We start from the raw sequence: 17,296 nt of genomic DNA, 5'->3' as shown, positions 1-17,296 counted from the left end.
CCGCTATAGCCCGCCATTGGCCTGAACCCCGACGCCCAGCACGGTCAGCACCGACAACGGCAGCAATAGCGTATCGAGCAATGCACTGGCAGGCAGGTCCAGCCCCGGATAATGCGGGGCCTGGGCGCCAAATCGGTCCTGCGCACAGCAGCCGCCTTGCAATGCATACCAATCGAGTCGCGTGCCCGAATACACCACCGGCGCACCAGGCTTGGCGGCATCCAACGTGCGAACGCTGGCGCAACCGCCGATGTGCATGAGCATCAACACGCCCAACAAGGCTTTACTCATCGCCGCCCACATGGTGCTCGCCCCAACGCGGGAGCATGTCCTGCGGGATATTGAGCAGGTTAAGAATGCGCGCAACCATGAAATCCACGAGGTCATCAATAGTCTGCGGCTGATGATAAAACCCTGGCGACGCCGGCAAGATGATGGCGCCCATGTTCGACAGCTTGAGCATGTTTTCCAGATGAATGCTGGAGTACGGCGCTTCGCGCGGCACCAGGATCAACTGGCGACGTTCTTTGAGCGTTACGTCTGCCGCCCGCTCGACCAAATTGTTGCACGCGCCCGTGGCAATGGCTGACAGCGTGCCCGTGGAACAGGGCACCACCACCATCGCTGCCGGAGCGCCGGACCCCGACGCCACCGGCGACATCCAGTCTTCCTTGCCATACACGCGGATCTGCCCGGCAGCTGCCCCAGTGTATTCGGTCAGGAACGTCTGCATGGCCTGCGGCTTGGGTGGCAGGTTGACGTCGGTTTCGGTCGCCATGACCAACTGCGCGGCCTTGGAGATCAGGAAATGGACTTCACGGTCTTCGCGCACCAGGCAATCGAGCAGGCGCAATGCGTAAGGCATGCCCGATGCACCGGTCACGGCCAGGGTAATGCGTTCCGGGCCACTCATCACAGTGCGTCCGCCAGTTTGCCGTGCAGGCCACCGAAGCCGCCGTTACTCATAATCACCACGTGGGTGCCGGGCTTAACGCGGGTTTTGACGTCCGCGATGATGGCGTCCAGCGAATCGCAGACCCGGGTCGACACAGGGCTCGATGCAACCGTTGCCGCCAGATCCCAACCCAGATTGGCCGGCGCGTACCAGACCACGTGATCGGCCTGAACCACACTCTGCGGCAGGCCATCACGGTGCGCACCCAGCTTCATGGAGTTTGAGCGCGGTTCAATGATCGCCACCAACGGCGCATCGCCGATACGCTTGCGCAACCCGTCCAGTGTGGTGGCGATGGCGGTCGGGTGGTGAGCGAAGTCGTCATAGATCGTGACGCCATTCACTTCAGCCACTTTTTCCATTCGGCGTTTCACACTTTTGAACGCGCTCAGGCCGTCGATTGCCATGCTCGGCACGACCCCGACATGCCGGGCTGCGGCCAGTGTTGCCAGCGCGTTGGCGACGTTGTGCTGACCGGTCATGTCCCACTCGACAGTGCCCTGAACCACGCCCTCGAACAGCACGTCAAAGCGCGAGCCGTCATCGCTCAACAGGCGGGCTTGCCATTGGCCACCCTCACCCGTGGTTTGCACCGGGGTCCAGCACCCCATATCGATCACACGCTGCAACGCAGGTTCTGTGGTCGGGTGAATCACCAGCCCTTCGCTCGGAATAGTGCGCACCAAGTGGTGAAATTGCCGCTCAATCGCAGGCAAATCAGGGAAGATATCAGCGTGATCGAACTCAAGGTTGTTGAGGATCGCGGTACGCGGACGGTAATGGACGAACTTGGAACGCTTGTCGAAGAAGGCGCTGTCGTACTCATCCGCCTCAACCACGAAAAACGGCGTGTCGCCCAACCGCGCCGACACGGCAAAGTTTTGCGGCACGCCGCCGATCAGGAAACCCGGCGCCATGCCGGCATGTTCCAGCACCCAGGCCAGCATGCTGCTGGTGGTGGTTTTGCCGTGAGTACCGGCCACGGCCAGCACCCAGCGGCCTTGCAGCACGTGATCGGCCAGCCATTGCGGCCCGGACACATAAGGCAGGCCTTTGTTCAGCACGTACTCGACGGCCGGGTTACCCCGCGACAGCGCGTTGCCGATCACCACCACGTCAGGTGCGGGGTCCAGCTGGGCGGGGTCGTAGCCTTGGGTCAACTCAATGCCTTGAGCTTGCAGCTGGGTGCTCATCGGCGGATAGACGTTCGCGTCGGAACCTGTCACGTGATGGCCCAGTTCTTTGGCCAATACCGCCAGCGAACCCATGAATGTGCCGCAAATACCAAGAATATGAATGTGCATAGTCGACCTCGAAAATCATCGGCGAAGGGTAGCGTAGGGGACTTTTTTTCGCACCTGATGATTAGGATGAGCGCCTGGCTTAACGCTCAATGCCATGCTTGCGCAGCTTTCTGTACAGCGTATTGCGGCTGACCCCCAGTTGCAGCGCGGTATGTGTCATGTGCCAGCGATGCAACTCCAGCGCCATCAACAAGGCCATTTTCTCGGCTTCATCGAGCGGGTGTTCAGGCGTTTCAGGGGCTTTGGGTGAGGTTTGACGCATAGTGGCTGGCAAGTCCTGCAACCTGATGCGCCCGTCTTCACATAAGGCCGCCAAGGTACGCAACACCGTACGCATTTGTCGTACGTTGCCCGGCCAGTTGAAATCAAGCAGCGCCTGACGTGCCTGCGGGTCAATCACCAACCGCTCCTGCCCCGCCTCCTCGGCCAGCAGAAAATCCAGCAACTGGCACTTGTCGCTGCGATCACGCAAGGCGGGCAAAGCGATTTCCAGTCCGTTGAGTCGGTAATACAAGTCTTCGCGAAAACTGCCCTGCTCCACGCGCTCGAGCAAGTTGCGGTGGGTGGCACTGATGATGCGCACGTTCACAGCCTGCGGCTCGCCACCAATCGGCACCACCAGTCGGTCCTCCAGTACGCGCAGCAAACGGGTCTGCATGGCCAGTGGCATGTCACCGATTTCATCGAGAAACAAGGTTCCGCCATCTGCCTGTTGCAACTTGCCCTGCATGCCCTCTTTGCGCGCACCGGTAAAACTGCCGCCGCGATAGCCGAACAATTCACTCTCAATCAGGCTTTCGGGAATCGCAGCGCAGTTGAGCGCCACAAAAGGCTGGTCCGTGCGCAGACTCGCCTGATGCACCGCCTTGGCAAAGGCCTCTTTACCCGAGCCGGTCTCGCCATTGACCAACAGCGGCACGTCGCGCTCGAAGACCCGCAACGCGCGGCGAAAATCAGTTTGCAACGCATCGTCGCCCAAGCAGATCCCACTCAGGCGCGCAGGCGCTGGGTCTGGTTGAACGCTGACCGGCGTGGGGTGACTGCGGGCCTGGCCGCGCAATGCCGCAAATAAAACGCGACCATCACGGGTGCGCAGCGGCCAACTGGCGCTGGCCTGCGGGCTGGCGCGGGCGAAAAGCTCATCGCGCGGGCAATCAAATACCTGATCGACGGTTTGCCCGATCAGCCCGCCGTGCACATGCCCCAGCAGGTTCAAGGCACTCTGGTTGACCGCAGCAATCACGCCCTCGCCATCGAACGCCAGCATGCCTTCGCTAAATAGCCCCACCGATTGTGCTTGCAGGTGAACGCGCAACAGCCACTGGTCTTCGAAGTGACGCAAGAAATAGCTGCTTTCGATGATTTTTGCCGACAGGTTGACCAGCGCCATGGTGTGGAACTGGCTTTGGCGCGACACGTCGTGGCGGGCCGAAGACACGTCCAGCACGGCCAGCAAGTCACCCTGCGGGTCAAACACCGGGCTGGCCGAACACGTGAGTCCGGTGTGGCGACCGCGAAAGTGCTCATCCTGATGAATGGTCAGCGCTTGTCGCTCAACCAGACAAGTGCCAATGCCATTGGTACCTTCGCGGGCCTCACTCCAGTCTGCCCCCAGCCACAGCCCGGCCCGCTCAAACACTGTGCGCTCCGTGGGCGCGGTCACGCAGTTCAGGATCACGCCCCGGGCATCGGTCAGTAATACCGCATGACCGGCACCCGATAACTGTTGATGCAAGCTGTTCATTTCATGACTGGCAATGTGCAACACCTGCTGCAAACGCTCGCGCCCTTCCAGAATGCGACCGTGTTCAAGCACCGTCGGGGCGACAGTTTGAGCGGGATCGAGGTGGTAATCCTCCAGGCAGCGTTGCCAGGAGCGAACAATCGACGGGTCGCATCCTTGAGGACGGCCCTGAGTGACGTCGATGACTTGTCGGGCGTGCCGACTGATATCTGCACTGTGCATTTTTATTATTCTCCGCTCTGTCTCGGCGGTCTCGGCGTGTGCAGGGCAAATGCCCCGGGAGATGCGCCCAAGAACCAGTCCAAACCGAGCCCCCAGCATCCTCTTGCGCCGTATGCATTGCAATCGCCATCTGACTGGCCGGTCAGCCGCTGTACCGTTTTTGGTACAGAGTGTCACCCCGACTGTGCCAGCCATGTCACAGCCCAGGTGCAAGAGAACGCTCAAACTCTGCTCAAAGCCCCGTTTTAGAGCATTCGAAACAATTTGGCCCGGCCTTTGCTCCGGCTTAGGGCAGCGCCACAGCGCGTCCTCCCATAAGCACAATAAAGCCAGGAGACACTCACCATGCGTTACGCACAACCCGGTACTGAAGGCTCGATCGTCTCGTTCAAGAGCCAATACGGTAACTACATCGGCGGCGAATTCGTGGCTCCCGTCAACGGTCAATATTTCACCAATACCTCACCGGTGAACGGCAAACCCATCGCCCAGTTCCCGCGCTCGACAGCTGAAGACATCGAGAAAGCCCTCGACGCCGCTCATGCCGCTGCGGATGCCTGGGGCGCGACGTCGGTGCAGGCGCGCTCGCTGGTGCTGCTGAAAATCGCTGACCGTATCGAACAAAACCTTGAGCTGCTGGCCGTCACCGAAACCTGGGACAACGGCAAAGCCGTGCGCGAAACCCTGAACGCCGATGTACCGTTAGCGGCCGACCACTTCCGTTACTACGCCGGGTGCATCCGCGCCCAGGAAGGCAGCGCTGCCGAGATTGACGGCAACACCGTGGCTTATCACATTCACGAACCGCTCGGCGTGGTCGGGCAGATCATCCCGTGGAACTTCCCGCTGCTGATGGCCGCCTGGAAACTCGCCCCCGCGCTGGCAGCCGGTAACTGCATCGTGCTCAAGCCTGCCGAACAAACGCCGCTGAGCATCAGTGTGCTGATGGAACTGATCGGTGACCTGCTGCCGCCGGGTGTGCTGAACGTGGTGCAAGGTTTCGGCAAGGAAGCAGGCGAAGCCCTGGCCACCAGCAAGCGGATTGCCAAAATTGCTTTCACCGGTTCGACGCCTGTGGGCGCGCACATCATGAAATGTGCCGCTGAAAACATCATTCCTTCCACCGTAGAACTGGGTGGCAAGTCGCCGAATATTTTCTTCGAAGACATCATGCAGGCTGAACCGTCTTTCATCGAGAAGGCCGCTGAAGGCTTGGTGCTGGCGTTCTTCAACCAAGGCGAAGTCTGCACCTGCCCTTCGCGCGCGCTGGTGCAAGAGTCGATCTACGACGAGTTCATGAAAGTGGTGATGAAGAAGGTCGAGTCGATCAAGCGCGGCGACCCGTTGGACACAGACACCATGGTCGGCGCACAAGCGTCCGAGCAGCAGTTCGACAAGATCCTGTCTTACCTTGAAATTGCCAAAAACGAAGGCGCCGAGCTGCTGACCGGTGGCGCCGTGGCCAAACTCGAAGGTGACCTGGCAACCGGCTATTACATCCAGCCGACCCTGCTCAAGGGCACCAACAAAATGCGCGTGTTCCAGGAAGAAATCTTTGGCCCGGTGGTCAGCATCACCACCTTCAAAGACGAAGCCGAAGCGCTGGCCATCGCCAATGACACCGAGTTCGGACTGGGTGCTGGCCTGTGGACCCGCGACATCAACCGCGCCTATCGCATGGGCCGTGCGATCAAGGCAGGTCGTGTGTGGACCAACTGCTATCACCTCTACCCGGCGCACGCTGCGTTCGGCGGGTACAAAAAGTCCGGCGTCGGCCGTGAAACCCACAAGATGATGCTCGACCATTATCAGCAGACCAAAAACCTGCTGGTGAGTTACGACATCAACCCGCTGGGCTTCTTCTAACGGCCTGGTCTGCAGGAGCGAGCCAGCTTCGCTCCTGCAGACATCCGGGTTGGCCCTTCTCTTGCTTCACACCCTGTCAAATTTTCCAAACTATAAAAGAACAGGTGAATGCACATGCCTAGCGAACCAATCGCCGCCGCAGCGGCTCCCTCTTCGGTCGACTTTGAAAAAGTCGGCTCCGATTACTTTCAACAACGCGAACTGAAAAAAGGCGCCGCCGGCTGGGTCCTGCTGGTAGGGCTGGGCGTGGCGTATGTGATTTCCGGCGACTATGCCGGCTGGAACTTCGGCCTGGCCCAAGGCGGCTGGGGCGGTATGTTCCTCGCCACATTGCTGATGGCCACCATGTACCTGTGCATGTGTTTCTCGCTGGCCGAGTTGTCGTCAATGATCCCTACGGCAGGCGGCGGCTATGGCTTTGCCCGCAGCGCCTTCGGCCCATGGGGCGGATTCCTGACCGGCACGGCGATCCTCATCGAGTACGCCATCGCCCCGGCCGCCATTGCCGTGTTTATCGGCGCTTACTGCGAGTCGCTGTTCGGGATTGGCGGCTGGATGATCTATCTGGCGTTTTACATCATCTTCATCGGCATCCACATTTTTGGGGTCGGTGAAGCGCTCAAGTTGATGTTCATCATCACCGCCGTGGCCGCCATTGCGCTGGGGGTGTTTCTGGTGTCGATGGTGCCGCACTTCAGCGTCGCCAACCTGCTGGACATCCCGGTGACCGAGGCCAAGGGCGCCAGCCCGTTTCTGCCCTTCGGTTATGTGGGCGTGTGGGCAGCCATCCCTTACGCGATCTGGTTTTTCCTCGCCGTTGAGGGCGTGCCGCTGGCCGCCGAAGAAACCAAGAACCCGAAACGCGACCTGCCGCGCGGCTTGATCGGCGCCATGCTGGTGCTGGTGACATTCGCGTTGATGATTCTGGTCATCGGGCCGGGCGGCGCCGGGGCGCATCATTTGATGGCCTCGGGCAACCCGCTGGTAGAAGCCTTGAGCAAAGCCTATGGCGGCTCCACCTGGATGGGCGGTTTCGTCAATCTGGTCGGCCTGGCCGGTTTGATCGCCAGTTTCTTCTCGATCATTTACGCCTATTCGCGTCAGATCTTCGCCCTGTCCCGTGCAGGTTATCTGCCACGCAAACTGTCCGAGACCAACAAAAGCAAGGCGCCGGTACTGGCCCTGATCATCCCCGGCATCATCGGCTTTGGCCTGTCACTGACCGGCCAAGGCGACCTGCTGATTCTGGTGGCTGTGTTTGGGGCGACCATTTCCTATGTGTTGATGATGGCCGCCCACATCACCCTGCGCATTCGTCGCCCCAAAATGGAGCGCCCGTACCGCACACCGGGGGGCATTTTCACCTCCGGCGTCGCGCTGGTACTGGCGTGCGTGGCGGTGGTCGCCGGTTTCCTGGTCGACCCACGCGTGGTGATTGGTGCTGCCGTGATCTATGGCGTATTAATTGCCTACTTTGCGTTCTACAGTCGGCATCACTTGGTCGCCGGCACACCTGAAGAGGAATTTGCGGCGATCCAGAAAGCCGAAGAAACCTTGCACTGATCGCTGAGCATCCCGCCAGACGCCTCGCGTCTGGCGTCAAGGAGCACCCTGTATGGCAACGTTTTCCCATGCGGTAGGCACGCAGACTTACCGCTTTGACAGCCTCAAAGAGGTGATGGCCAAGGCCAGCCCGGCTCGCTCCGGCGATTTTCTGGCGGGTGTGGCCGCGCAAAACGACGGCGAGCGGGTTGCGGCACAAATGGCACTGGCCGACATCCCGCTCACGCATTTCCTGCACGAAGCGCTGATTCCTTACGAGACCGATGAGGTTACGCGACTGATTATCGACAGCCACGACGCCCGGGCTTTCAGCGTGGTCAGCCACCTGACCGTCGGCGGGTTCCGTGACTGGCTGCTCAGCGACGCAGCCGATGAACACAGCTTGCGTGCCCTTGCGCCGGGGCTGACGCCGGAAATGGCCGCGGCCGTGTCGAAGGTCATGCGCGTTCAGGACCTGATTCTGGTGGCGCAGAAGATCCGCGTCATCACCCGGTTTCGCGGCACGCTGGGCCTGCACGGCCGCCTGTCAACGCGCCTGCAACCCAACCACCCCACCGATGACCCGGCCGGGATCGCCGCCAGCATTCTCGATGGCCTGCTCTACGGCAATGGCGATGCCATGATTGGCATCAACCCGGCCACCGACAGCATTGCCTCGATCTGCGACCTGCTGAAGATGCTGGACGCGATCATTCAACGTTACGAAATCCCCACTCAATCCTGCGTGCTGACCCACGTCACCACCTCCATTGAAGCGATCAACCGCGGCGTGCCGCTGGATCTGGTGTTTCAGTCCATTGCTGGCACCGAAGCGGCGAATGCCAGTTTCGGTATCAACTTGAATGTCCTGCAAGAAGGCTATGACGCCGGTTTGAACCTCAATCGCGGCACGTTGGGCAACAACTTGATGTATTTCGAAACAGGTCAAGGCAGCGCGCTGTCGGCCAACGCGCACTTTGGCGTCGATCAACAAACCTGCGAAACCCGCGCCTATGCCGTGGCGCGGCATTTCAAACCGTTTCTGGTCAACACCGTGGTCGGTTTCATCGGCCCCGAGTACCTGTACAACGGCAAGCAGATTATCCGCGCCGGGCTTGAGGACCATTTCTGCGGCAAGCTGCTCGGGGTGCCGATGGGCTGCGACATCTGCTACACCAACCACGCCGAAGCGGATCAGGACGACATGGACACCCTGCTGACGTTGCTCGGCGTGGCCGGGATCAACTTCATCATGGGCATTCCGGGGTCGGACGACATCATGCTCAATTACCAGACCACCTCGTTCCATGACGCGCTGTATGCGCGCAAGACACTCGGGCTCAAGCCTGCACCCGAGTTCGAACAATGGCTGAGCAAGATCGGCATTTTCACCCAGCGCGATGGCCGCATCGAATTCGGTCACCAACTGCCGCCGGCATTTCGTCAGGCGCTGGCCCATTTGGGAGGTCATTGACCATGGCCACTACCCCACACGACAACACAAATCCGTGGCGGGCGCTGCGCAGTCTGACCCCCGCACGCATTGCGCTGGGCCGCACCGGCACCAGCCTGCCGACCCATGCGCAGCTGGATTTCCAGTTTGCCCACGCCCAGGCGCGCGATGCCGTGCATTTGCCATTCGATCATGCGAGCTTGAGCGCTCAACTGAGCGAACGCGGCCGTGACAGTTTGTTGCTGCACAGCGCGGCGGCCGATCGCCACACCTACCTGCAACGCCCTGACCTTGGCCGCAGACTGGACGAGGCCTCGGCGCAGCGTTTAAGCGATTACGCGCACACCAACCCCGGCGGAGTCGACGTGGCCGTGGTGGTAGCCGATGGCCTGTCCGCGCTGGCGGTCCACCGGCACACCTTGCCCTTTCTGGCGCGCATGGAAGAGCACATCGTCAGCGATGGCTGGTCGATGTCACCTGTGGTGCTGATCGAACAAGGCCGGGTGGCGGTGGCGGATGAAGTCGGCGAACGGCTCGGGGCAAAAATGGTGGTGATGCTGATTGGCGAGCGGCCCGGGCTCAGCTCCCCGGACAGTCTCGGGCTGTATTTCACTTATGCGCCCAAGGTCGGGCTGACTGACGCCTACCGCAACTGTATTTCCAACGTACGACTGGAAGGGCTTAGTTATGGCATGGCCGCTCATCGGCTGGCGTATCTGATGCGTGAAGCCTGCCGTCGGCAGTTGTCGGGTGTAAACCTCAAGGACGAAGCTCAGATTCAGACACTGGAAACGGACACGTCCCGCGATAATTTCTTACTGAGTGGCCAATAAATACAGCGGCTAGTCGCTATTCTGTTGACCTGCGGCTGCGCTTAAGCAGCGCAGGCCTGCAATCGACAGCCGCTGCGGGTTCTCTCTATCGTTCTGACCGTAATACACGCTTCGCTACAAACTCTAGAAGCAGAATTTGCTTCAATCCGTATAATCCGTCCGGTTCAAAATGTACGAAAAAACTACACCCCCTGTAGTTCATTACCTTTTTCCCCGCACAGACCTGCTGAGCCGGGTCATCAACACAGGTGCTTTACATGGATTTCAACCCGATCGACATCATCCTGCACCTCGATGTGTACCTGGACATGCTGGTAAGAGATTACGGCGTGTGGATTTACGCCATCCTGTTTCTGGTGATTTTTTGCGAAACCGGGCTGGTGGTCATGCCGTTCTTGCCAGGCGACTCGTTGCTGTTTATCGCAGGCGCTGTGGCAGCGGGCGGTGGCATGGACCCAGTGCTGCTCGGCGGTTTGCTGATGCTGGCGGCGATTTTGGGTGACAGTACCAACTACGTTATCGGGCGAACGGCGGGCGAACGGCTGTTCAGTAATCCGGACTCCAAGATTTTCCGTCGCGACTACCTGCAAAAAACCCATGATTTCTATGACCGCCACGGCGGTAAAACCGTGACCATGGCGCGCTTCCTGCCGATCATCCGGACTTTCGCCCCCTTTGTAGCCGGTGTGGCACGCATGCCCTACCCGCGCTTTTTCGGCTTTAGCGTATTCGGCACAATCCTGTGGGTCGGCGGTCTTGTCACGCTGGGTTACTTCTTCGGTAATGTACCGTTCATCAAGAAAAACCTGTCGCTGCTGGTGGTGGGTATCATCCTGCTGTCGCTGGTACCAATGATTGTCGGTGTGGTGCGCAGCCGTCTGGGGCGCACCCCTTCTAAAGCCTGATCGAGAAAAACCCATGTGGTCGCTGAGCGAATGGAGACGCCAGAGGATTCTTGCCCAGCACCCGGTAGCCCCGGATGCCTGGCATGAGGTGCGCCAACACCTGAGCATTCTCGACGGTCTGGATGACGAACAAGACAAATGGCTACGTGAGCACAGCGTGCTGTTTTTGCAGGACAAACACCTGACACCGATGCCCGGTGTTGAACTCACCGACGTCGGCCGGTTGCTGCTGGCTGCGCAAGCGCAATTGCCGTTACTGAACCTGGGTGAGCTGGACTGGTATCAGGGCTTTCACGAAATCGTGCTGTACCCCGACGATTTCGTCAGCCCGCAGCGTCACCGCGACGCCAGTGGCGTGGAGCATGAGTGGGAAGGTCATCACAGCGGCGAAGCCTGGCAGCATGGCCCGGTGGTGCTGGCCTGGCCGGGCGTTCTGTCGAGCGGCGGCTGGGAAGGGTACAACCTGGTGATTCATGAGCTGGCGCACAAGCTCGACATGCTCAACGGTGCCGCCAATGGCATGCCGCCGCTGCACAGCAGCATGAATGTCAGCGACTGGTCCCACGCCATGCAAGAGGCCTACGACCACCTCAACCACTACCTCGATCACCACAATCCCGATCACGCGCCTATCGACCCGTATGCGGCCGAAAACCCGGCGGAGTTTTTTGCGGTCATCAGCGAATACTTCTTCAGCGCTCCTGATCTGTTGAGCCAGGCCTACCCGCAGGTTTACCAACAACTGAGCCTGTTTTATCGTCAGGACCCGTTGACCCGCTTACAAACGCTTCAGCACGAACATGTCGGATACCGCGCACAGCACTGATCGCCCAGGCGTGACGTCGTTGCAGGAATACGCCTATAATCGCCGCCACTTTTTGGCCAAATCGGCCAAGCAAACTGGCCTACTAACGGGGGCACCGCCCAATGAGCTACAGCAAGATTCCGGCTGGCAAAGACCTGCCGAATGACATCTACGTCGCTATCGAGATTCCGGCTAACCACGCGCCGATCAAATATGAAATCGACAAAGACAGCGATTGCCTGTTCGTTGACCGCTTCATGGCCACCCCGATGTTCTACCCGGCCAACTACGGTTTCATCCCGAACACCCTGGCCGACGACGGTGACCCCCTCGACGTGCTGGTCGTGACCCCTTACCCGGTTGCACCAGGTTCGGTTATCCGTGCTCGCCCGGTCGGCATCCTGCACATGACTGACGACGGCGGCGGCGATGCCAAAGTAGTTGCAGTGCCACACGACAAGCTGTCGCAGCTGTATGTGGACGTAAAAGAGTACACCGACCTGCCACCTCTGCTGATCCAGCAGATCCAGCACTTCTTCGAGAACTACAAAGACCTCGAGAAAGGCAAGTGGGTGAAAATCGAAGGCTGGGGCGACGCAGAAGCTGCCCGTGCCGAAATCACCAAGTCGGTTGCTGCTTACAAAGGCTAAGTGTTGAGTCACTTGTTACGGCAAGTTCCTACACAAAAAACCCCGGTCTTCCGGGGTTTTTTTATGCCTGCTTAAACACCGTAAAACACTATGTTCACCGCGTACAAATACGTCGCACATCAAACGTAGGAAAAGGCTTTTGAAGTCCGCGATATCTCTGGTTCTTGCGTGTCTTTTTTGAACGTTTAGTTTATTTAAACGGCGCATTCTTCTCCGTAAACTCCGCCAGCATGAATACATCCGGTGATCGTCTAAGGCTCCTGTTAAGGGAATGCCATTTATCCGCTTCGGACTTCGCTGCCAATCGCCGCGTTACGCCGCAGCACGTCAATAACTGGTTCAAGCGCGGCATTCCCATGGCCCGACTTGACGAAATCGCCGAGCTGCTCTGTGTGAACAGTCGCTGGCTACGTACGGGTGAAGGTTCTAAACACCCTAAAGGGCCCAGCACACATGAACCTCTGCGTGCGCCATCAGAGGCACACCTCACGCCCCTTCGACCCACCAGCGTTACACCCGACAGAACCGATGCCCGCCTCGCGTTTTACAACGAGGTGTTAACGCCCTGTGGCACCGGGACGCGCGTCATGGAAATACCTGACGGCCACATACGCCTCGACAACGCGATCTTGCGAGCCGCAGCCGTGAACCCCGAACACGCCATTTGCGTCCCGATGATTGGCAACAGCATGGCGCAAAAAATTCAGAGCGGCTCCACCCTCGCCGTCGACAGCAGCCTGACACACATCGTGGACGGTGAGATTTACGCCCTCGAACAAGACGGCATGCTGCGCATCAAATACGCATACCGCCTGCCGGGCGACGGACTGCGACTGCGCGGCCACAACAACAGTGAATACCCTGACGAGACGTACTCGGCCGAACAGATTCATGCACTGAATATCCGCATATTGGGGTGGGTATTTTGGTGGTCGACCCTCAACACTCGCAGGCCTGCTGTGCCACACCCGCTTGAAGACAACTGACTGACGACCCGCATTGCCGGGCAACCCGGACCGGTTTTAGCTGGGAAACCTTCGCGAAGTTGAGTATGCTGCGCCGCACACCTTGCAACCGCCGCGAGCGGTTCGCACGACCAGACGGCCACACGCCTCTGCGTCCACATCCGCATGCTTTAACGCTGGATGTCCAAATTGAAGGTGGGTACGGTTTACCAAAAATAAACCACATCCTCCCCCGAGAAGCCGGCCACAAGCCGGCTTTTTAATGCCCGTCGATTACATCTGCACTATTGCTGTGGGCATTGAAGGGCTAACGTTGGCCGATCGTTCGCGCACCACACGGGTACACCCCATGCTTATAGCGCTTACTAAGGGATTGATAGGTTTGGTTCAGCACTCACGCCCCACGTGTTTTCGGCCATTCCGTTAAACCAGTGATTGAGCGGGCGAGGCAAGCGTTGGGCGGTATGACGAAGTTGACTCAAAGCATCCCGCTGGCCGCTCATGTGCTGGCGGGCGATTTCGAAAGCGGCGTCAGCCGGTGCGCTCGCGCTGGCGAGTGCCGCCATTTGCATTTGCAAATCGGTGAGTCTGGCGAATAACAGCGAGAGAGGGTCCGCAGGGCCGTCGTTGTCGTCCAATAGATGATGAAGAGGTTCGAACTGCCGCTGCATGGCCTTTTTGGACGTGTCGGCCACATTGGCCGTCAATGGGTCAGCGCGCTTGGCGACGGCAGTACCGACGACGTTGACCACACCCGACAGCGCTCCGGCATCTACCGTACTGGCCAGGTCAGGCAGTTCATCTGCCAGCGTGATGAAGCGCGTGTTATTGCGCACTGCCAACAGCATGCGCAGGATCGGCGAGTTGGCTGAGGTCATGCCGGCCAAGTACTCAGCACCTTCGCGGGCGTCATTGAACGGCTTCAAACCCAGTCGCCCGACCGCTGCCGCCCAGTGCTCGGCGTAGTCCCGAAAGTACAGCTGCTCCACTTCAACCATGAGTTTGCGCATGCCCATCGCGCTGGTGCTGTTGCTCTCCCCCAGCACCCAGTTATTACCCAAGATGTCGCTCACCAGGCTCACGCCCTGGATCGAGAGATACTGTTGATACGCTTGCTGCGTGTAAAACCCCGGAACGTTGTAATCGGCGCCAGTCAAGAGATGGCCGTGCGGCCCTAGGTCTAGAGCAATACAGTAAGGCGGCAATGAGCGCGCCTGCTCACGGAGCGTGCGGTAGACCACGGTTGCCAGCGATTCGCTGCGCAGAACCTGACGCGCTTGAGCAATCAGTGCCGTATCGAGCGCAGGCTTTACCGGGGTGTTCAGCAAACGTTCGAGGTGCTGATTCAGGCCGTTCTGCACATGCGTCAGGCCGGGGTAGCGCATCGACCAGTCGTTGGCCATCCAGCCTTTGAGCCAGGCGGGGTCGCGTTTGTCACTGACGTCGAACATCAAGTAGGCGCGCAGGCTGTTGAGCAAACGTTCACGGTTGCTCAAGTTGGCGTGTATTTGTTGTTCGAGCTGCTGGACCACCCGCGGCATCAACTCGGTTTGCAAGGTGTGTTGATAAGCGCGCTCGACCCGCTCGCGCACCTCTGCGCCTTGATACAGCCCGGTGCGTTCATACAAGGCCGCATCCCATGCCGAAGGGAATACGTGAGTGGCGGCGTAATACGTGTCCAGGATTTGCAGTACGGCCTGGGCATCATCTTGAGGATTGAGTTGCCCATGTTGTTGAGTCCAGTGCGGAGTCAGCTGACGCAGTTGGTCAAAACGCGCATGGTTGGACAAAAAACTGCTGGTCCACAACACACCCATTCCCCCTACCACCCCCATCGCCAAGAGGTAGTGAAAACGCTGGCCCCAGCACAAACGTTGGCGCTTAGGCTTATCGAGCCCGGCCCTCTGCGCTTCAGGCAACATCACACGCCTGAACAGATGGTGAATGAAGTAAGACTGGCCCGGGAGCTGCACGGGCAGGGTGCGGATTTTATCTCGCGCAACCTCGGCGGGTTGCGAGGCGTCGGCAGCGCTGGTCAGGTAAAACCCCCGCAGCGGGCTGACCTGTGGATAGCGGTTGAGCGAAAACGTCATGTCGGTAAACACACAAAGCCGTGTCGCGACTTCACTCAATTGCCGAGGAAAGTCCAGTATTCGCCCGCGCCGCTGCGCATCGCGCTCTTGATGCATACGCACGATGATCTGACTGTTAAGCCGCTGCAACAACGCCTCGCACTCGGCACGCATAAGCGCAGCACCGCCCTGCCCCTGCTCAAAGCTGGCACCGAATACCTGAGCGCGTTCTTCAAGGGGCAAAGGCTCGAAAAACTCGGTAAAGCCAGGTATCAGGTCAGTCTTGGTCAGCACCAGGTACACCGGCAACTCGATGCGCAACACCTCATGCACATCTTGCAACCGTGCCCGGATCTGATCCGAAAGACCGGACAGCGTGTCAGTGCGGCCGAGCATCAGGGTATCTACAGGAATGGTCACCAACACTCCGTTCAACAGCCCCCCGCGCGCGCGTTTGCGCAACTGGCCAGGCAAGGTCCGCCAGTCGCTGGCATTGCGCGGCTCAATGCCGGAAGGCAAGCATCCTCCGGCGGTGCCGACTAATCCCCCGAGTTCAGCAAAGTACCACTCACAGTCCAGGGTGCTGCGCAGGTCGCGGGGGGGGCTGCCATCAAGGGTGTGCCGCGCAAATTCCAGACCGGAGACATCCAGCAAACGGGCTTTGCCGGCGCCTGGCGGCCCGAGCACCATGAGCCAGGGCAATTCGTCGCGCCAATGTTCAGGTCGGTCGAGGTGCACGCAGGTATCTTTTAGGGTGTACAGCGCCTGCCTGAAACGTTTTTGCAGGGTGTTGAAGGCGGCATCACCCCCTAACGCTTCGCGTTCAGCCTCGTTTTTTTTACGCAGGCCTGCGCGCCCGCTGACAAACGCCATGGCCAGCCCCCAGAGAAGGACCACGCCACTGATGCTCAACAACCGCGCAACGGGGTCGGCCCAAATCCTGTGCCCGTTCACGGCCAGCAATGGCCCGGCCCACCAGATCGACAGCGCAACAGTCAGCACCCCCAACAGCGTCCACCGCCAGGTTTGACTCAGCAACCCCATGGCCTTGTGCAAACAATTGCTCATCATGACTTCCTGTTTACACCTGCGGCCTGATCCTCAGCCGCGTGCTGTTCGTAGTGTTGCATCACCGCTTCACGCTGTTGACTCAGCACCCAGGCGAACCCCGAATACATGACCGTCAGGCAGCCCAAGGTCAACGTGACCAGCAACCAACACGGGACGATGCGCACCCGATGGCCGCGCCGGGCCTTCAGGCCCTGGCAGTGAGGCGAGGCATCACGGATGACATCGCCGCGCACATGACGGATCTGGCGATAGAGGCTGTCGCGTATCGCCTCCCGTTCGAGCGCACCGCCCGTCTCCACGCGAAAGCGGCCTTCGAAGCCCAGCGACAGGCTGACATAGAGCAACTCAAGCAAATAGAGATTCTTCGCAGGCTCCAGGCAAAGCCGATCGATCAATTGAAAAACGTTGGCGCCGCCCAAGGTTTCATTGTGAAAACGGCCCAACAGGCTCTTTTGCGACCCGTCGTTCTCATTGCCCCACTCCGAGGATGAAATGGCCTCATCCAGTACCGTGCACAGGACATAACGGGCGCTCATGACTTGCCCGCGTTCACACCCCGAATACAGGGCGTTGGCTTCGAACGCTTTCACGCCTGCACTGAGCCGGGCATGCAGGACTGGCAAGTCGTATTCCGCCATTGAGTGACGAATGCCCACCACCAATGACAACAACTCGCTGGCAGCCGCCACCAAGGGATTTGGGCCGACACTGAAGCGATCCGTCGGCTTGAGGTGAGCGGGGTAGGCGATCCGTTCATCGACATGTTCACTACGCGGCAAGGGCCTCATCCTTATGGGGCCTGTTGAAGGAGCGCAAAGCAAACGCCGCTGCTCTTCGCTGACGACTGCGGCTGATGACGTGCGGAGCACCAACGGACGATGGCGGTCGTCATCGACGGTGGAAGTGCCT

14 protein-coding genes are annotated in these 17,296 nt (G+C 59.5%); 8 read left to right on the top strand and 6 right to left on the bottom strand.

Annotated elements, in window-relative coordinates; genetic code table 11:
• Positions 1-3: 3 nt before the first annotated feature.
• The 4 genes from HBN68_RS10330 to HBN68_RS10315 all read right to left on the bottom strand — a co-directional run bounded on the left by HBN68_RS10330 (position 4) and on the right by HBN68_RS10315 (position 4,225).
• A complete protein-coding gene (locus HBN68_RS10330) occupies positions 4-291 on the bottom strand; it encodes a YceK/YidQ family lipoprotein (RefSeq protein ID WP_169963954.1) in 288 nt (95 codons plus the stop codon).
• The gene (ubiX, locus tag HBN68_RS10325) at positions 284-913 is read right to left on the bottom strand and encodes a flavin prenyltransferase UbiX (protein ID WP_047273487.1); all 630 of its coding nucleotides are present in this window, start codon (positions 911-913) and stop codon (positions 284-286) included. The genes HBN68_RS10330 and ubiX overlap by 8 nt, the downstream gene beginning before the upstream one ends.
• The gene (gene mpl, locus HBN68_RS10320; RefSeq protein ID WP_094992152.1) at positions 913-2,259 is read right to left on the bottom strand and encodes a UDP-N-acetylmuramate:L-alanyl-gamma-D-glutamyl-meso-diaminopimelate ligase; all 1,347 of its coding nucleotides are present in this window, start codon (positions 2,257-2,259) and stop codon (positions 913-915) included. The genes ubiX and mpl overlap by 1 nt, the downstream gene beginning before the upstream one ends.
• A gap of 79 nt (positions 2,260-2,338) precedes the next feature.
• Positions 2,339-4,225, bottom strand: coding sequence for a sigma-54-dependent Fis family transcriptional regulator (locus HBN68_RS10315; protein ID WP_169963953.1), 1,887 nt, complete (start codon positions 4,223-4,225; stop codon positions 2,339-2,341).
• Between the two features lie 345 nt (positions 4,226-4,570).
• Here HBN68_RS10315 and HBN68_RS10310 point away from each other — a divergent pair, with 345 nt between their 5' ends.
• The 8 genes from HBN68_RS10310 to HBN68_RS10275 all read left to right on the top strand — a co-directional run bounded on the left by HBN68_RS10310 (position 4,571) and on the right by HBN68_RS10275 (position 13,265).
• On the top strand, positions 4,571-6,091 hold the full coding sequence (locus HBN68_RS10310) for an aldehyde dehydrogenase family protein (protein ID WP_094992150.1): 1,521 nt from the start codon (positions 4,571-4,573) through the stop codon (positions 6,089-6,091).
• A 114-nt stretch (positions 6,092-6,205) separates the two neighbouring features.
• Positions 6,206-7,654, top strand: a complete 1,449-nt coding sequence (gene eat / locus HBN68_RS10305; protein ID WP_094992231.1) for an ethanolamine permease — start codon at positions 6,206-6,208, stop codon at positions 7,652-7,654.
• A gap of 52 nt (positions 7,655-7,706) precedes the next feature.
• Complete coding sequence (locus HBN68_RS10300) at positions 7,707-9,107, top strand: ethanolamine ammonia-lyase subunit EutB (RefSeq protein WP_169963952.1); 1,401 nt, start codon at positions 7,707-7,709, stop codon at positions 9,105-9,107.
• Positions 9,108-9,109: 2 nt separating this feature from the next.
• On the top strand, positions 9,110-9,919 hold the full coding sequence (gene eutC, locus HBN68_RS10295; protein ID WP_169963951.1) for an ethanolamine ammonia-lyase subunit EutC: 810 nt from the start codon (positions 9,110-9,112) through the stop codon (positions 9,917-9,919).
• Between the two features lie 257 nt (positions 9,920-10,176).
• Complete coding sequence (locus tag HBN68_RS10290) at positions 10,177-10,824, top strand: DedA family protein (protein ID WP_094992147.1); 648 nt, start codon at positions 10,177-10,179, stop codon at positions 10,822-10,824.
• 13 nt (positions 10,825-10,837) lie between these two features.
• On the top strand, positions 10,838-11,650 hold the full coding sequence (locus HBN68_RS10285; protein WP_169963950.1) for a M90 family metallopeptidase: 813 nt from the start codon (positions 10,838-10,840) through the stop codon (positions 11,648-11,650).
• Between the two features lie 101 nt (positions 11,651-11,751).
• Positions 11,752-12,279, top strand: a complete 528-nt coding sequence (ppa, locus tag HBN68_RS10280; RefSeq protein WP_016779241.1) for an inorganic diphosphatase — start codon at positions 11,752-11,754, stop codon at positions 12,277-12,279.
• Positions 12,280-12,509: 230 nt separating this feature from the next.
• Positions 12,510-13,265, top strand: coding sequence for an XRE family transcriptional regulator (locus tag HBN68_RS10275; protein ID WP_169963949.1), 756 nt, complete (start codon positions 12,510-12,512; stop codon positions 13,263-13,265).
• A gap of 344 nt (positions 13,266-13,609) precedes the next feature.
• Here the strand turns inward: HBN68_RS10275 and tssM are convergent, their stop codons facing one another.
• Positions 13,610-16,384 (bottom strand): type VI secretion system membrane subunit TssM, encoded by a 2,775-nt coding sequence (gene tssM, locus HBN68_RS10270; RefSeq protein WP_169963947.1) that lies wholly within the window; start codon positions 16,382-16,384, stop codon positions 13,610-13,612.
• On the bottom strand, positions 16,384-17,166 hold the full coding sequence (icmH, locus tag HBN68_RS10265; RefSeq protein ID WP_169963945.1) for a type IVB secretion system protein IcmH/DotU: 783 nt from the start codon (positions 17,164-17,166) through the stop codon (positions 16,384-16,386). The genes tssM and icmH overlap by 1 nt, the downstream gene beginning before the upstream one ends.
• Between the last annotated feature and the right edge of the window lie 130 nt (positions 17,167-17,296).

Origin of the sequence: Pseudomonas sp. WS 5078 (assembly GCF_012985745.1) — a bacterium.
Classification (GTDB): domain Bacteria; phylum Pseudomonadota; class Gammaproteobacteria; order Pseudomonadales; family Pseudomonadaceae; genus Aquipseudomonas; species Aquipseudomonas lundensis_A.
The sequence above is the reverse complement of the archived record's forward strand: the minus strand, read 5'-3'. Positions and strand labels throughout refer to the sequence as shown.